The 14767-nt window shown below is 46.7% G+C and carries 12 protein-coding genes and 1 pseudogene; 3 read left to right on the top strand and 10 right to left on the bottom strand.

Annotated features, from left to right (window positions below):
• Positions 1-138: 138 nt before the first annotated feature.
• A complete protein-coding gene (dnaB, locus tag HU824_RS11340) occupies positions 139-1710 on the bottom strand; it encodes a replicative DNA helicase (RefSeq protein WP_136011201.1) in 1572 nt (523 codons plus the stop codon).
• 211 nt (positions 1711-1921) lie between these two features.
• Here dnaB and ispE point away from each other — a divergent pair, with 211 nt between their 5' ends.
• Positions 1922-2755 carry a 4-(cytidine 5'-diphospho)-2-C-methyl-D-erythritol kinase gene (gene ispE / locus HU824_RS11335; protein WP_176468901.1) on the top strand — a complete coding sequence of 278 codons (834 nt, stop codon included), beginning with the start codon at positions 1922-1924 and terminating at the stop codon, positions 2753-2755.
• 165 nt (positions 2756-2920) lie between these two features.
• Here ispE and purT read toward each other — a convergent pair whose 3' ends face one another.
• Positions 2921-4087 (bottom strand): formate-dependent phosphoribosylglycinamide formyltransferase, encoded by a 1167-nt coding sequence (purT, locus tag HU824_RS11330; RefSeq protein ID WP_176468900.1) that lies wholly within the window; start codon positions 4085-4087, stop codon positions 2921-2923.
• A 139-nt stretch (positions 4088-4226) separates the two neighbouring features.
• Positions 4227-5744 (bottom strand): DUF4301 family protein, encoded by a 1518-nt coding sequence (locus tag HU824_RS11325; protein WP_136011204.1) that lies wholly within the window; start codon positions 5742-5744, stop codon positions 4227-4229.
• Between the two features lie 106 nt (positions 5745-5850).
• Here HU824_RS11325 and HU824_RS11320 point away from each other — a divergent pair, with 106 nt between their 5' ends.
• Together HU824_RS11320 and HU824_RS11315 are read left to right on the top strand one after the other, a co-directional pair.
• Entirely contained in the window at positions 5851-8070 is a 2220-nt protein-coding gene (locus HU824_RS11320; protein WP_176468899.1) for a bifunctional (p)ppGpp synthetase/guanosine-3',5'-bis(diphosphate) 3'-pyrophosphohydrolase, read from the top strand.
• Positions 8071-8090: 20 nt separating this feature from the next.
• A complete protein-coding gene (locus HU824_RS11315; protein ID WP_176468898.1) occupies positions 8091-8462 on the top strand; it encodes a diacylglycerol kinase family protein in 372 nt (123 codons plus the stop codon).
• Here the strand turns inward: HU824_RS11315 and HU824_RS11310 are convergent.
• The 7 genes and pseudogenes from HU824_RS11310 to HU824_RS11280 all read right to left on the bottom strand — a co-directional run.
• Positions 8438-9415: an MFS transporter gene (locus HU824_RS11310; protein ID WP_176468897.1), complete on the bottom strand. Its 978-nt coding sequence runs from the start codon at positions 9413-9415 to the stop codon at positions 8438-8440. The two genes, HU824_RS11315 and HU824_RS11310, sit on opposite strands and share 25 nt — an antisense overlap.
• Positions 9396-10217, bottom strand: coding sequence for a 3-methyl-2-oxobutanoate hydroxymethyltransferase (gene panB / locus HU824_RS11305; protein ID WP_025832138.1), 822 nt, complete (start codon positions 10215-10217; stop codon positions 9396-9398). Before panB ends, HU824_RS11310 begins: the two co-directional genes overlap by 20 nt.
• A 43-nt stretch (positions 10218-10260) precedes the next feature.
• Positions 10261-10908 (bottom strand): HAD family phosphatase, encoded by a 648-nt coding sequence (locus HU824_RS11300; protein WP_136011208.1) that lies wholly within the window; start codon positions 10906-10908, stop codon positions 10261-10263.
• Positions 10909-11057: 149 nt separating this feature from the next.
• The gene (locus tag HU824_RS11295; RefSeq protein WP_255260503.1) at positions 11058-13355 is read right to left on the bottom strand and encodes an ABC transporter permease; all 2298 of its coding nucleotides are present in this window, start codon (positions 13353-13355) and stop codon (positions 11058-11060) included.
• 54 nt (positions 13356-13409) lie between these two features.
• On the bottom strand, positions 13410-13568 hold the full coding sequence (locus tag HU824_RS11290) for a hypothetical protein (RefSeq protein WP_168354365.1): 159 nt from the start codon (positions 13566-13568) through the stop codon (positions 13410-13412).
• A 60-nt stretch (positions 13569-13628) separates the two neighbouring features.
• The gene (locus HU824_RS11285; RefSeq protein WP_176468895.1) at positions 13629-14312 is read right to left on the bottom strand and encodes an ABC transporter ATP-binding protein; all 684 of its coding nucleotides are present in this window, start codon (positions 14310-14312) and stop codon (positions 13629-13631) included.
• A gap of 109 nt (positions 14313-14421) precedes the next feature.
• Positions 14422-14607 (bottom strand): annotated as a pseudogene (locus HU824_RS11280) (ATP-binding cassette domain-containing protein); the annotation flags it as partial.
• Positions 14608-14767 lie beyond the last annotated feature (160 nt).

The raw sequence follows: 14767 nt of genomic DNA, 5'->3' as shown, positions 1-14767 counted from the left end.
ACATTGAAGGTTGTAGAATAAGCAAACAGACTAGAATTCAGTATTTTAACATGGCTACACCCTTTGCGCCTGAAGGTGTAGCCATTACTCTACGATGGTATAGGTATTCAAGGCAAAGGGTGTAGCTATAAAAATATATCAGAAAGGCAGTGGGCCGTCTGCCCCCATACCTCCAAACGGGTTGTCTGTCTGTAACGGAAAGTCGCTAGCCGATGGGGGCGGCGGTGTGGCCGTACTTCCAATAGGCGCATTCATACGTGAGCCGAATGTAGCTCCTCCACCCTCTGTCGGAGGTGGGATAACCATATCATCCTCCGGGTTCTGGAAACGGGTGTACTGCCCGATAAATCTCAGACGCACATCCCCTACGGCACCGTTACGATGCTTTGCAATGATGATTTCTGCCATACCACGCAAATCACTGCCATCGGCAGAAGTATAAATCTTGTAATATTCGGGACGATGGATGAAGCACACCATATCAGCATCCTGCTCGATGGCACCAGATTCACGAAGGTCACTCAACTGGGGACGCTTGCCTTCTTCGCCTTCACGGTTTTCCACACCACGGTTCAACTGCGACAGAGCGATGATGGGAATGTTCAGCTCCTTGGCCAGCCCCTTCAATGAACGCGAAATGGTACTAACTTCTTCCTGACGGCTACCAAAAGACATTCCGCTTGCATTCATCAACTGAAGGTAGTCGATGATGATAACCTTCACTCCATGTTCACGTACCAGACGCCGTGCCTTTGTACGGAGTTCGAATACCGACAAAGAAGGCGTATCGTCCACATAGAGCGGAGCATCCAGCAAATCACGCAGTTTGTAATCCAACTGCTGCCATTCATAGTCTGCCAACTGACCGCTCTTGATTTTTTCACTCGGAATCTCGCACACGTTAGATATCAGACGGTTCACCAACTGCACGTTACTCATTTCAAGCGAGAAAAGCGCTACAGGATTGCGAAAATTCACGGCAATGTTTTTCGCCATGGAAAGTACGAATGCCGTTTTACCCATGGCAGGACGGGCTGCAATAATAATGAGGTCGGACTTCTGCCATCCGGAAGTCATCTTGTCAAGTTTGGTATACCCACTTTCCAAACCACTCAAACCATCGGTACGGGCAGCAGCTTTCTGAATCAAATCATAGGCTTCGGCAATAACCGGATTAATCTGCGTGTAATCCTTCTTCATGTTCTGCTGGGAAATCTCGAACAGTTTTCCTTCAGCCTCCTGCATCAAATCATCCACGTCCAGCGTCTCGTCAAAAGCCTTGCTCTGGATATTGCTGGTAAAAGTAATCAGTTCACGTGCCAAAGCTTTCTGTGCAATAATACGTGCATGATATTCGATGTGTGCGGAAGATGCCACCTTACTACTGAGTTGGGTAATATAGAACGGTCCTCCCACTTCTTCCAGTTCTCCCCGCTTGGAAAGCTGCTCCTTCACGGTGAGGATGTCGACCGGCTTCTGATTCACTGCCAAATCGGTAATGGCGGAATATATCAACTGATGTCTATGCTCATAGAATGACTCCGGACGAAGGATTTCACTTACCAGCGAATAAGCGTCCTTCTCAATCATCAAGGCTCCTAAGACAGCTTCTTCCAGCTCCGGTGCTTGCGGCTGAATACGTCCGTAGTCTGTTACGGGCTGTGGTGTCTTTCCTTTCGGAGTGCGAGATGTTCTTCTTTGTTCTGCCACTTTAAAAATTAAAAATTAAAAATTGAAAATTAAATGAACTTCCCTTTTGGAAAGGGGAAGCAAAGATAAGCGAATTTATTTATAGGCGGTAAATAAATCATTGTTAAGTTTTCAATCTACTATGAACAGAAATCACTAACTTTGTCTTCGGAAACTGCCTCACAGCTTTCCTTTTTTAATTTTAAATTATTAATTATCAATTATCAATGCCATGCTGACTTTTCCAAATGCCAAAATAAACCTGGGACTGAATATCACAGAGAAACGTCCGGACGGATACCATAATCTGGAAACCATTTTCTATCCGGTTCCCATAGAAGATGCTTTGGAAATAAATATTTTGAATGAAGGAAACGGAAAGTTTCGTCTGCATCAGGCAGGTCTGGAAATTGAGGGAGAAGCGGAGAGTAACCTGGTAGTGAAAGCCTACAAGTTGCTGGATGACCGGTTCAACCTTCCTCCGGTAGAGATTCATCTCTTCAAGCATATTCCCTCGGGAGCCGGACTGGGTGGCGGCTCGGCTGATGCTGCCTTCATGCTGAAACTTCTGAATAATAAGTTTGAACTCGGACTACCGGATGACACTCTGGAAGAGTATGCCGCCAAGCTGGGTGCCGACTGTGCCTTCTTCATCAGAAACCGTCCGACTTACGCAGAAGGTATCGGAAACATTTTTTCTCCCCTTCCTCTATCACTGAAAGGATACCAGATATGGTTGGTGAAACCGGACATATTCGTCTCTACGCGGGATGCCTTTGCAAAAATAAAACCGCATCATCCGGAAATGTCTCTGAAAGAAATAGCCCGATTACCCGTAGAAGAATGGAACGGACGAATGGTCAATGACTTCGAAGAAAGCGTATTCCCCCAATTCCCGGCTATCGGAGAAATTAAGAAAGAGATGTACCGACAAGGAGCTGTATATGCCTCCATGAGTGGTTCAGGGTCATCTGTTTACGGATTATTCAAAGAGGATGCCGTATTGCCGGAAGTGGATTTCGGAGAAAAAGTTTTTGTATACAAAAGCCAGTTCGCTGATATTTAAAAATATATCAACACAACGTACTGATTCCCGGAAACAAAAGTACATCCAGGTTGTTCTTACAGAAAGTTAAAAACAACCTAGATTGTGAAAGAACTAAGAGATTGATGATTTGTCGATGACATCTACTACTCACCAACAAATCACCAAATTATTCATCACCAATCATTAATACACCTCTATCTTATCTGCAATATGCTTCGCTTTGTCGCGCAGCGTGTCAAGGTCACTGCCAAGAGGTGCATAACACAGCACTACACCCATACGACGGTTTACGCGGGTAGTAGGCTTGCCGAAAATACGCAGATAAGTATCCTCTTCTTTCGTAACCTCTTCCATACCGCGATAGTTGGGACGTTCTTGGCTAGCTATCGGAGAGAGGATGACTGCACTGGCTCCTATACGCTCCTGCTTGATGCCAGGAATAGGCAGACCGAGCACCGCACGGCAGTGCAATTCAAACTCATTCAGATTCTGCGTTCCGGCCAAGGTTACCATACCTGTATCGTGCGGACGTGGAGAAAGTTCGGAGAAATAGACACCGTTCTCATGGCTGAGAAAGAATTCCACTCCCCACAATCCGGCGCCGGTCAAGGCACGGGTCACCTTCTCTGCCATATCCTGCGCCTCCTTCAGATGGGCAGGGTCAATATGGGCAGGCTGGAAACTTTCACGATAGTCTCCACCTTTCTGTACATGGCCGATAGGTGGACAAAACAAAGTCGGGCCATTCTTCTGCGTTACAGTGAGCAATGTTATCTCACTGTCGAACTTAATGAACTCTTCAATGATAAGTTCTTTGATGTCTCCACGGCTACCGTTACAGCCATACTCCCAGGCATGCTCTAATTCGTCGGCACTTTTTACGAGAGACTGGCCTTTGCCGGAAGAGGACATCAGCGGTTTCACCACACACGGGAAACCAATCTTTTCAGCAGCAGCTTTCAGTTCATCCAAAGATTTGGCATAAAAATATCTAGCAGTTTTCAGTCCCAACTCTTTAGCTGCAAGGTCACGTATAGCCTTACGGTTCATGGTAAAGTTCACGGCGCGGGCACTGGGCACCACTTGAATACCTTCTTTCTCGAAATCATACAGACGTTCCGTACGGATAGCTTCGATTTCCGGAACAATGATATCCGGCTGGTGTTTTCGTACCACACGTTCCAAGGCATCTCCATCGAGCATACTGAATACTTCACATTCATCTGCCACTTGCATGGCAGGCGCTCCGGCATACGAGTCGCAGGCGATAATATACTGGCCTTTGCGTTGGGCGGAAATGACAAACTCTTTGCCCAGTTCACCGGAACCCAACAATAAAATCTTTTTCATCCTATCTATTTATTTACTATTTGACGATTTACAATTTACTATTTAACACTATACAATCAGACGATTTACTACTTACCATCCGCTGCCCGATTACAGCGCAGCCAATAGTAAATAGTAAATCGTCTAATAGTAAATCCTCTTATTGGTGTTGGTCTCTCAACAAGTCATTCACCGTTTTTACCGGATTGAACGTCGTCAGAGGCACTTCTACAAACACTGTGTTCCAGTCGCTCATGGCTCCGTTCCACAAACCGGGGAGTTCAAGCGCTTTCAAATCCTTTCCGTTCTTGGACTTATAGGAAATGAACCCCGTCGCTTTATCCACATACTTCACAAGATTAAACTTATGCCCTTTATAGTCACGTACGGCGCAAACCAAATCTACCGGATTGAAATGGGTACCCTTTTCAAACATCTCCTTCTTTTCCGGGTCGCCCATATCAATCTGCGAACTTTCCAGAATCTGCAAAGAGATAGTACCGTCATTGTTGTATGCCAAGAACGGCCCCCCACCCGGTTCGCCTACGTTTTTCACCATACCGCAAACACGCATCGGACGGTTCAGCTTCTCTTTCAGATATATAACTAACTCGGCATCTTCCAGATTCTTTGTCTCCGGATTCTTGCAATAGAGCTGTTTCTGTAGGAATTGCAGGATTTCAAGAATTTGTTCATGCGTATACTTCCCGCTGTCAAGCAACTGCAAATAAGCAAACGCTCTCTGTTGTAAAGCTACCAGTACACCGGCAATCAGTTTTTTATATAACACGGTATCACCTTTCAGTTTGTCGGGTACCACATTGTCTATATTTTTTATAAAAATAATATCCGCATCAAGGTCGTTCAAATTTTCAATCAATGCACCATGACCGCCCGGACGGAACACAAGTTTGCCACTGTCACGGAACGGTTTGTTTTCCATATCGGCAGCAATGGTATCGGTACTTGTTTTCTGCTCTGAGAAAGTAATCTCATAATCCACCCCATACTTCTTTGCATAAGAGGCAGCCTTTTCGTCTACCAAAGCCTTGAACAAAGCACGGTGTTCAGGCGAAACCGTGAAATGCACATTCACCTTACCATTCTTATTGGCAGCATACAACGCTCCTTCTACCAAATGTTCTTCCAGCGGCGTGCGGCTATTGTCTTCATACTTATGGAACTTCAGCAATCCTTTGGGCAGAGCACCATAGTTCAGTCCGGCTCCTTCGAGCAAGGCAGCAACAACCGCCTTGTAGTTTCCGGCAGCAACCAAAGCCGGTATGCCCTTTCCTGTACCCCTCTGACAGGCGGTATTCAGGTCATCATAAAAAGCAAACTTCTCTATTCTCTCAAAAAAAGTCTTTTCAAAACTTGTCTGGGGAGCATCATAGTTTGCCCCGAGAAATTCAAACAAGTTTTTGAACATACGACTGGCAGCACCCGAAGCAGGCACAAACTTTACCACCACTTTATCGGTTTGTGTATATGCCTCCCACGCGTCCAGATATTTCTTCTGTTCATCCGTATCCGGAGCCAATATACCTTTTTCTACAGAAGCGGCGGCAGACAGCTTCAAGTATGGAAAACCTTTTTCGAAACAAGCCAACTGTTCGGCTATTCGTTCTTCGGAGATGCCTTTATTTTCGAGCAACTCTTTGTCTTGCGGTGTTATCATATATATCTTGTTTTATTAATTCATGCCCAAAAATACAAAAAAAGCAGAACTGCTGTCAAGAAAATGAAGAAAAAACTTACCTTTGAAGCATAAAATACGGACGATTATGGAAACTGATGAATTTTTCACTACCCGAGAGAAAGATTTGCTCTTCTCTCTCTACCGCAAACTGTTGCAACTTTCCGGAGAAACCCTTCGGAAAGGAGACTGTAAAAAACTGAAAACGCATCTTATTAGTACCATACAGAACAACCGCATCCAGCGTGACCTATTCGGTTTGAATCCCGTCATCAAGGATATGCAGACGGCTGTCATCGTGGCCGAAGAAATCGGCATGAGACGTGCTTCCATCCTAGGACTTATGTTGCACGACTCTGTACGCTGCGGCACTTGCACTACACAGGAGGTGAAGCAGATTTATGGTGAAGATGTGGCAGGCATCATCCGCGGATTGATACGCGTGAACGAACTCTATGCCAGAAGTCCTGCTATCGAATCCGAAAATTTCCGCAACCTATTGCTTACCTTTGCCGAAGATATGCGTGTCATCCTCATCATGATTGCCGACCGCGTAAATATCATGCGGCAAATCAAGGACTGCGAAAATGACGAAGCCCGTCGGCAGGTAGCCAATGAGGCGGCATATCTCTATGCTCCCTTAGCTCATAAACTGGGGCTATACAAACTTAAATCGGAACTGGAAGATCTTTCACTGAAATATACCGAAAAAGAAGTTTACTACCACATCAAGGAGAAGCTAAACGAAACTAAGGCATCGCGCGACAAGTACATTGCTGCTTTCATAGCACCGGTACGGAAGAAGCTGGAAGAGGCCGGACTCAAGTTTCACATCAAAGGACGCACCAAGTCCATCCACTCCATCTACCAGAAAATGAAGAAGCAGAAATGCCCCTTCGAAGGTGTATATGACTTGTTTGCCATCCGTGTCATCCTGAATTCCAGCCAAGAAAAAGAAAAAATGGACTGCTGGCAAGCCTACTCCATTGTAACAGATATGTACCAACCCAACCCGAAACGGCTTCGAGACTGGCTGTCTGTACCAAAGAGCAACGGCTACGAATCACTGCACATCACCGTGATGGGGCCCGAAGGCAAATGGGTAGAAGTACAGATACGTACCGAACGTATGGACGACATTGCCGAACGCGGTCTGGCCGCCCACTGGCGATACAAAGGGGTGAAAGGAGAATCGGGACTGGACGAATGGCTGACTTCCGTACGCGAAGCTTTAGAGAATTCGGACAGCAACGGGCTGGAAACCATGGACCAGTTCAAACTGGATTTGTACGAAGATGAAGTCTTTGTATTTACCCCCAAAGGCGATTTGTTCAAACTGGCCAAAGGCTCCACCGTGCTCGATTTTGCGTTCCACATTCACAGCAAACTGGGATGCAAGTGCATCGGTGCCAAAGTAAACGGCAAGAATGTACAGCTGAGGCAAATGCTGCATAGCGGTGACCAAGTGGAGATAATGACATCGAATACGCAGACGCCCAAGCAGGATTGGCTGAACATCGTAACCACCTCCAAGGCCCGTACTAAAATACGCCAGGCATTGAAAGAAATGGTCGCACGCCAGCATGCCTTCGCCAAAGAGACATTGGAACGCAAGTTTAAGAACCGGAAGATAGAGTATGATGAAGGAACCATGATGCGCCTCATCAAGCGCCTCGGCTTCAAGATAGTAACCGACTTCTATCAGGCTATAGCCGATGAAGAGCTGGATGTCAACGAGATTATAGACAAATACCAGGAACAGCAAAAACGGGAAAACGATACGCGCGACGAGATAACCTATCGCAGTGCCGAAGGCTACAACTTGCAGCAGGGAATACCCGAAGAGATAAGTACCAAAGAAGATGTACTCGTCATCGACCAGAATCTGAAAGGGCTGGATTTCAAGCTGGCACGCTGCTGCAACCCCATCTATGGAGATGATGTATTCGGCTTTGTCAGTGTGACGGGAGGCATCAAGATACACCGTTGCGACTGCCCCAATGCCAGCGACTTGCATTCACGTTTCGGCTACCGCATCGTAAAGGCACGCTGGTCCGGAAAGTCACAAGGTACACAGTATCCTATCACCCTGCGTGTAGTAGGACATGATGATATCGGTATCGTGACCAACATCACTTCCATCATTTCCAAAGAAACGGGCATTACTCTGAGAAGCATCGGTATTGACTCGCATGACGGACTGTTCTCCGGAACACTGACCATCAAGGTAAACGATACAGGGCATTTGGAAGCGCTCATCAAAAAACTGAGAACTGTAAAAGGAGTAAAACAAGTCACAAGGAATTAATGTATTAGCACATTAAAAGTATGCAGTACGACTTTAAAAAGCAGTTGCGCAGTTTCGGCTATGCCTGGAAAGGTATCCGGTGCTGCGTAGGAAAAGAGCAGAACCTAAGCTTCCATCTGATTGTTACGGTACTCACAATAATTGCCGGATTCTTATTGGACATTACCCGGACTGATTGGATGATTGTCATCCTCTGTATCGGTGTGGTAATAGCTGCCGAGCTGTTCAATACCGCCATTGAGAAGCTGGTCGACCTGGTTTCTCCGGAACGACATCCCATTGCAGGGCAAGTAAAAGACATAGCCGCCGGAGCAGTACTGGTATGTGCTGCAACGGCGGCCATTATAGGATTGATTGTATTTATCCCCTATCTCACCCGCTTCTTCTTATAATAAGGATAGGTCAGCAGCACAAAGAAGAATACTGCAAGCATAGCGGCAACAGATGCCACATGATATACCAGTACTCTGTCCATCAGATAGCAAGACACAGTCATACCGGCCAACAGCCCTCCCTCCATAAACAAATGGCAAGTGGTGTTTGCCGTTCCACGCTGGCAGTGGTGTGACAATTTGACAAACATCTTCATGAACGGGACTGTAATGAACACCAATACAGCCAATGCCGCCAATGACCAGTAATCGCCCACAAACATCAGCGGTAGCAATGCTCCCGGTGCAAAAGCAATCAGCAGCATATTGATGGCAGGCACCCATGCACGCGGCAATAAAAAGCGATCCATATTGCACAGCGACACACCTATCGGAGCACGGAAAGCCACATATACCCTCGATGCGAAAAATATGCTGGCCAATCCGGTAGCTACGGACAAATAGGTCACCATACGGAAACCATACATCTTATACATGCCAATGCCCAAAACAACCCCCACCAGCATACCCAAGCGTGCAACCCATGCATATACCATGTTTCCTGCACTGCGACGCGCGGAAGTCGTTATGTCAATGGCCACCGTAATGCCCGCTGTGGTTGCTAGCCCGAAACATGCCCCCTGCACAGCGGCAAGCAGCAGAAATTTCGTATAACTATCCACAAAGGCATACCCCAGAACAGCCGTCAGCATAATGAATGTGGAGTAAAGGAGCACGTGCTTCCTTTTATATTCATCGACCAGATAAGCATGGAAAGGCCCCACAGCAAACATGGCCATCGCAAAAACCAAGAACATGCTACCCACCTGCCCGGCGGAAACGCCCAGCTGCTCTCCCTTCACAAAAGGAAGCAGAGGAAAAAGCATGTAGACGGATGTATACAACAACAGATTTGCCACACACATCCGCCAAAAGTTGAGAGTCATTAGTTTGTTAGTACTGTTCTTTCTCATTCGGGAAATCTAAATTCTTCACATCGGATACATAACGGCTGATGGCATCCGTCATCACTGTATGCAGGTCGGCATAGCGACGCAGGAAACGGGGACGGAAACCGTTATTCATACCCAGCATATCCTGAACCACCAACACCTGGCCGTCCACATCACCACCGGCACCGATGCCTATAACGGGTATAGTCAGCTCGCTTGCCACGCGGGCAGCCAATGCGGCAGGAATTTTCTCCAATACCAGTCCGAAACATCCGGCTTCTTCCAGCAGATGCGCATCGCGTACCAGCTTCTCGGCTTCGGCATCATCCTTGGCACGAACCGTATATGTTCCATACTTATTGATAGATTGGGGCATCAGTCCGAGATGTCCCATGATGGGAATACCGGCGCTGAGAATACGCTTTACCGTGCCAATGATTTCCTCGCCTCCCTCCAGTTTGAGAGCGTCGGCATGGCTTTCTTTCATTATACGGATAGCGGAAGCCAATCCCTCCAGTTCGTTGCCCTGATAAGAGCCGAAAGGCATGTCGACGATGACCATGGCACGCTTCACACCGCGAACCACGGATTTGCCATGATAAATCATCTGGTCGAGCGTAATGGGAAGCGTGGTAACATTGCCTGCCATTACATTGGAAGCAGAATCTCCCACCAGAATCACGTCTACACCGGCACCATCTACAATCTGCGCCATAGTATAGTCATAAGATGTCAACATTGATATCTTTTCGCCTCTTTGCTTCATTTCAACAAGGCGATGTGTAGTCACTTTACGAGTGTCGTCTGAAATATAACCCATGATGATATTTTTTATTAATCGGGCGCAAAGGTAATCCTTTTTCTGATTACTTGTGCAATTGAGTTAATTTATCGTAAGTGAATCCCTGAAAGTCATCCAGTACATAATGGCACAACGGAGCTATGTCTTCACGGGAATTGGTAGTTGCCAACCCTATAACGGTAGCTCCTGAAGCCATGCCGGCTTTCAGCCCGTTGAAGGAATCCTCGAATACATATGTTGTGTCGGGAGTTGTGCCGAGAACCTCCATACCCAACAGAAAACAATCCGGTGCAGGCTTGGAAGCCGTAAACATCTCGGCCGTAAGGATACGGTCGAAAAGAGTCTTTATTTCGGGATGAACCCGATAGACAGCTGCCATCTTCGCTTCGTTGGAACTGGTCACCACGGCAGTCTTCACCCCATTCCCGTGTAGGTCGGCAATGAAGTCAAGCACTCCGGGAATAAAGTCGAATGACATCTCCTGTTCAAAACGGTTCAACCGTTCGGTAATTTCAGCCTGCTCCTTCACCATGCCAGGGAAAAAGGTATCATATATATAAACCAATGTCTGGCCTTTCACCCTACCTTCAATATCGTCCATACCTAAATATTGCTTTCCCATTTCATGCCAGAAGTGGCTGTACTGCGTTTCCGTGTCTACCACCACACCGTCAAAATCAAAAAGTACGGCGGTTGCTTTTGTTGTGTCCATAAACATTCTTTTACCTAGATCTGTTAATACCAAAACATTATAATGCACAAAGGTGAGAATAATCTGCGAATCGAACAAATAATTCTCACCTTTGTACTTCTTAATTGACTCATATCAAATGAACAACTTGCATCTATTTAGGAAACTTTTTATTCACTCTTTATGCTATTCACCGGGTTCTCATTGGCTATCCGCCAAGTGCGCCATACTATGCAAACGGCAATAACCGTTAAGATTAGGATAGCTACTCCCACATGGAGCCCGGCATCCACCGTTATTTTCTCAGCAAAGATTTCCAGCCAGCAATGTCCGAGAACAAAAGCGGCAAAACTTCCGAGAAAAACCGCAGGCAATGCTATCCAGGCAACCTCTCTTGTCAGCAAGCCGATAATGTCACTCGATTTCGCCCCGTTCACCTTGCGGATGGCTATCTCCTTGCTGCGACGGCAGATTTCATCGTTGATATACCCAAACAAGCCCATCAGTGCAATGAAAAAGATAGAAATACTGGTCAGAAACACCGCGTTGCGGAAACGATACACATTTACATATTCCTCATCCAAGGTTTTTTCCAAAGAAACGAACTCCACCTCTTCTGTGGGAAATGCTTCCAGCGCCGTACGATTCAATGTGGCAAGATTCTCTTCAAAAGGTTCCTTCAGCCTTACGTAATGCGCGTAACCTAGCTTTTCTTTCCATCCTACAAGTACGGGCGTCTGCTCCTTGTATGCGCTGTACACCGGATAATCTTCCATTATACCAACCACCGTCAGGCTTTCTCCTTCATGGTTTATGACACGTCCTACAGCACTTCCCTCCCAACCGGCCTGACGTACGAAAGTACGATTGACTATCAGCTCGTGATTCTCCGAGGCGAAATTGGATGAACGCTTTTTAGGGGTAAAGTTACGCCCCTCCACAATATCCACCTGCATCATCGGAAAAAAGTTGGGAGAAACCCAGTCCATACGGGCTGTCACTTCAACACCTTCACCCGTGCGAAAAGTTTCACCACAATAGCCTTGGCAGACAAGCTGGCTGGAACAAGTATAATCTTCCACCATGGGAAGCTCTTTGAAAAAGGACAACCGGTTTTCGTAACTGCCTCCCAGCTTGGCCCAACATATCGCCACGCGCTCCGGATTGTAACCCAACGGACGGTCTACCACCGACTGATACTGCCGGAACACGACCAGCAAAAAGCAAAAGGCAAAAGCAACACCCAGAAACTGGATGAAAAGCAACGGACGCTTCCAAGACGCATTATGCTCCGTATACCGACGGAAGACCTGCGTCACCGGGATGGACGAGAACAAGCATGCCGGCATAATGCCTGCCAACAGAAAAACAAGCAATACCACCAAGAAAGGCATCCACAACGTCTGTATGGCAAATAAAGAAGCAAGCCGGACTGCTGCCATCTCCTCTACGAAATCAGCAAAAAGATACATCAACAGCCCCACCCCGGCAATGGATAACAACACCATCAATGCTGTTTCAGTGAGGAACATGCCGAATACCGTACCGGCGGAAGCCCCGCTACATTTATGCACTCCCATCTCCTTGGCACGATGGGACAAGGAAGAGACGGATATCAGCACATAATTGAAAGCTGACACCAGCAAAATGACGATTGCAAGAAGAGTAGTCGCCAATATCATGGTACGTACCGTAGAGTTTCCAGTATGATAATCTGCCAATGAACGGAAAACAAACGCTTTCTCTCCTCCGGCATCTTGCCCGAAATCAGGCATATATTTTTTCATCAATTCCGGAAGACGCGTTTCTACGACACGCACATCCTGTTCCGGATGATGGAAACGGGCAATTACCGTATAGCTTATGTCAAATCCCCATCCCGCCCTCTGCTCATTCCAGAGTTCGGCCATGGGAACCACCGCATCAAAGGGAAAATCCGTATTCTCCGGTTGGTTCTGAAAAACGCCTCTGACAATGTAGGGAGTCTTGTGATTCAGATAAAGCACCTTGCCTATTACCGTATTCAACGGCGCCCCCTCCCGCAACTTATCTGCCAGCATACGGGAAATGAAAAGAGCGTCCGGGGTTTTCAATTCTTCGGTATTGCCCGTCAAGACCGGGATTCCTAATGTGGAAAACAAATGTGTATCACCAAAAACAGTCAGTCCCGACAAGCGGACATTACCATGATAAAAGTTCCAGTCTTCCATCCGGCGCATCACCGTGGCGTCTTCTACCTGGTCGGGAAAGTTCTCGCGCAAGGCCTCTGCAAAAGGCCCGTATACATACTCCTGCATTCCAGCCGTCGCATGGTTCTTATAAGCCAGATAAAGCTGATTCGACTGCCGGAAAGAGTGATTATAGCTCAACTGGAATGCCACGCAGGCAAAAAGCAAAATACTCATAAACAAACCGAGTGTCAGAGAAATAAGCTTCGTCACATTATTCCCCCGCCCACGCAACAACATCAAAATGCTATAGTAAAGTAGTTTCATTATTCTTTTGACTATTTAGACAGACTCCTATTCACTCTTTATGCTCTTTACCGGATTCTCATTCGCTATCCTCCATGCTTTCAGCACCACAACCGCCACTATCAACACAATGACTATCCTATTATCCACACGGAATAGGCTGTAGTCATACTCCTTCTCGGAAATGCCTGCCTTTATGCGCTGCATGCGCAACATCACCACCCGGTCCGGCTGCTTGTAGAGAATGAATCTTCCGGTTTTCTTCTCTTACAACCCCTGTGCAGTGATATTTGCCACGATACTACCGTCAAACAGATGTATCGTGCGGTGTGCAAAGCTGGCGTCATGCTGAGAGTGGGTTACCATAATAATCGTAGTGCCCTCTTTATTCAGTTCCGTCAACAAATTCATCACTTCGGCTCCGTTCTTGGAATCCAGGTTACCGGTAGGCTCATCGGCAAGTATCAGTTTGGGATTGGTTACGACCGCACGGGCTATCGCCACACGTTGCTGCTGACCGCCGGAAAGCTGTTGCGGGAAGTGCTTGGCGCGATGGCTGATGTTCATCCGCTTCAGAATATCCTCTACCATACGCTTACGTTCACCCGCCCTTACGCCAAGATACGTAAGGGGAAGTTCCACATTCTCGTACACATTCAGTTCGTCTATCAGGTTGAAGCTCTGGAACACGAATCCCAGCTTGCCCTTGCGCACACGGGTACGTTCCTTTTCCTTCAAGTCCGCCACTTCCTGACCGAACAGCTTGTAACTGCCCTCCGTAGGATTGTCCAGCAGTCCGAGGATGTTCAGCAAGGTGGATTTGCCGCAACCGGACGGCCCCATAATGGCTACAAACTCCCCCTCTTTTACATCGAGGCTGACGTGGTTCAATGCTACAGTCTCTACTTCCGAAGTACGGAATACTTTACTGATGTTGTTAATTTCAATCATGATACACTACTGTCCCATTAAAATCTGAAAAATTTCTTTGAAATTATTGAAATATAGTTAGTTACATGGATTTTTCGAGCGAACGGACTTGAAATTTTATCTTTGCGGTATAACTGCCCTCCGTAGGATTGTCCAGCAGTCCGAGGATGTTCAGCAAGGTGGATTTGCCGCAACCGGACGGCCCCATAATGGCTACAAACTCCCCCTCTTTTACATCGAGGCTGACGTGGTTCAATGCTACAGTCTCTACTTCCGAAGTACGGAATACTTTACTGATGTTGTTAATTTCAATCATGATACACTACTGTCCCATTAAAATCTGAAAAATTTCTTTGAAATTATTGAAATATAGTTAGTTACATGGATTTTTCGAGCGAACGGACTTGAAATTTTATCTTTGCGGTAGTTTTACTATGACCGCATATGTTTCAAGACAAGTTTGTATTTGCTCAGTT

Origin of the sequence: Bacteroides sp. L10-4 (assembly GCF_013373675.1) — a bacterium.
In the GTDB taxonomy this organism is placed as follows: domain Bacteria; phylum Bacteroidota; class Bacteroidia; order Bacteroidales; family Bacteroidaceae; genus Bacteroides; species Bacteroides muris.
This window is presented reverse-complemented; position numbering and strand designations above follow the sequence as displayed.

Coding starts and splice junctions, on each gene's coding strand:
- ispE (WP_176468901.1), top strand. CDS start 1,922: ATGCTGACTTTTCCAAATGCCAAAATAAACCTGGGACTGAATATCACA.
- purT (WP_176468900.1), bottom strand. CDS start 4,087: ATGAAAAAGATTTTATTGTTGGGTTCCGGTGAACTGGGCAAAGAGTTT.
- HU824_RS11325 (WP_136011204.1), bottom strand. CDS start 5,744: ATGATAACACCGCAAGACAAAGAGTTGCTCGAAAATAAAGGCATCTCC.
- HU824_RS11320 (WP_176468899.1), top strand. CDS start 5,851: ATGGAAACTGATGAATTTTTCACTACCCGAGAGAAAGATTTGCTCTTC.
- HU824_RS11315 (WP_176468898.1), top strand. CDS start 8,091: ATGCAGTACGACTTTAAAAAGCAGTTGCGCAGTTTCGGCTATGCCTGG.
- HU824_RS11310 (WP_176468897.1), bottom strand. CDS start 9,415: ATGAGAAAGAACAGTACTAACAAACTAATGACTCTCAACTTTTGGCGG.
- HU824_RS11300 (WP_136011208.1), bottom strand. CDS start 10,908: ATGGACACAACAAAAGCAACCGCCGTACTTTTTGATTTTGACGGTGTG.
- HU824_RS11295 (WP_255260503.1), bottom strand. CDS start 13,355: ATGTTGTTGCGTGGGCGGGGGAATAATGTGACGAAGCTTATTTCTCTG.
- HU824_RS11290 (WP_168354365.1), bottom strand. CDS start 13,568: ATGCAGCGCATAAAGGCAGGCATTTCCGAGAAGGAGTATGACTACAGC.
- HU824_RS11285 (WP_176468895.1), bottom strand. CDS start 14,312: ATGATTGAAATTAACAACATCAGTAAAGTATTCCGTACTTCGGAAGTA.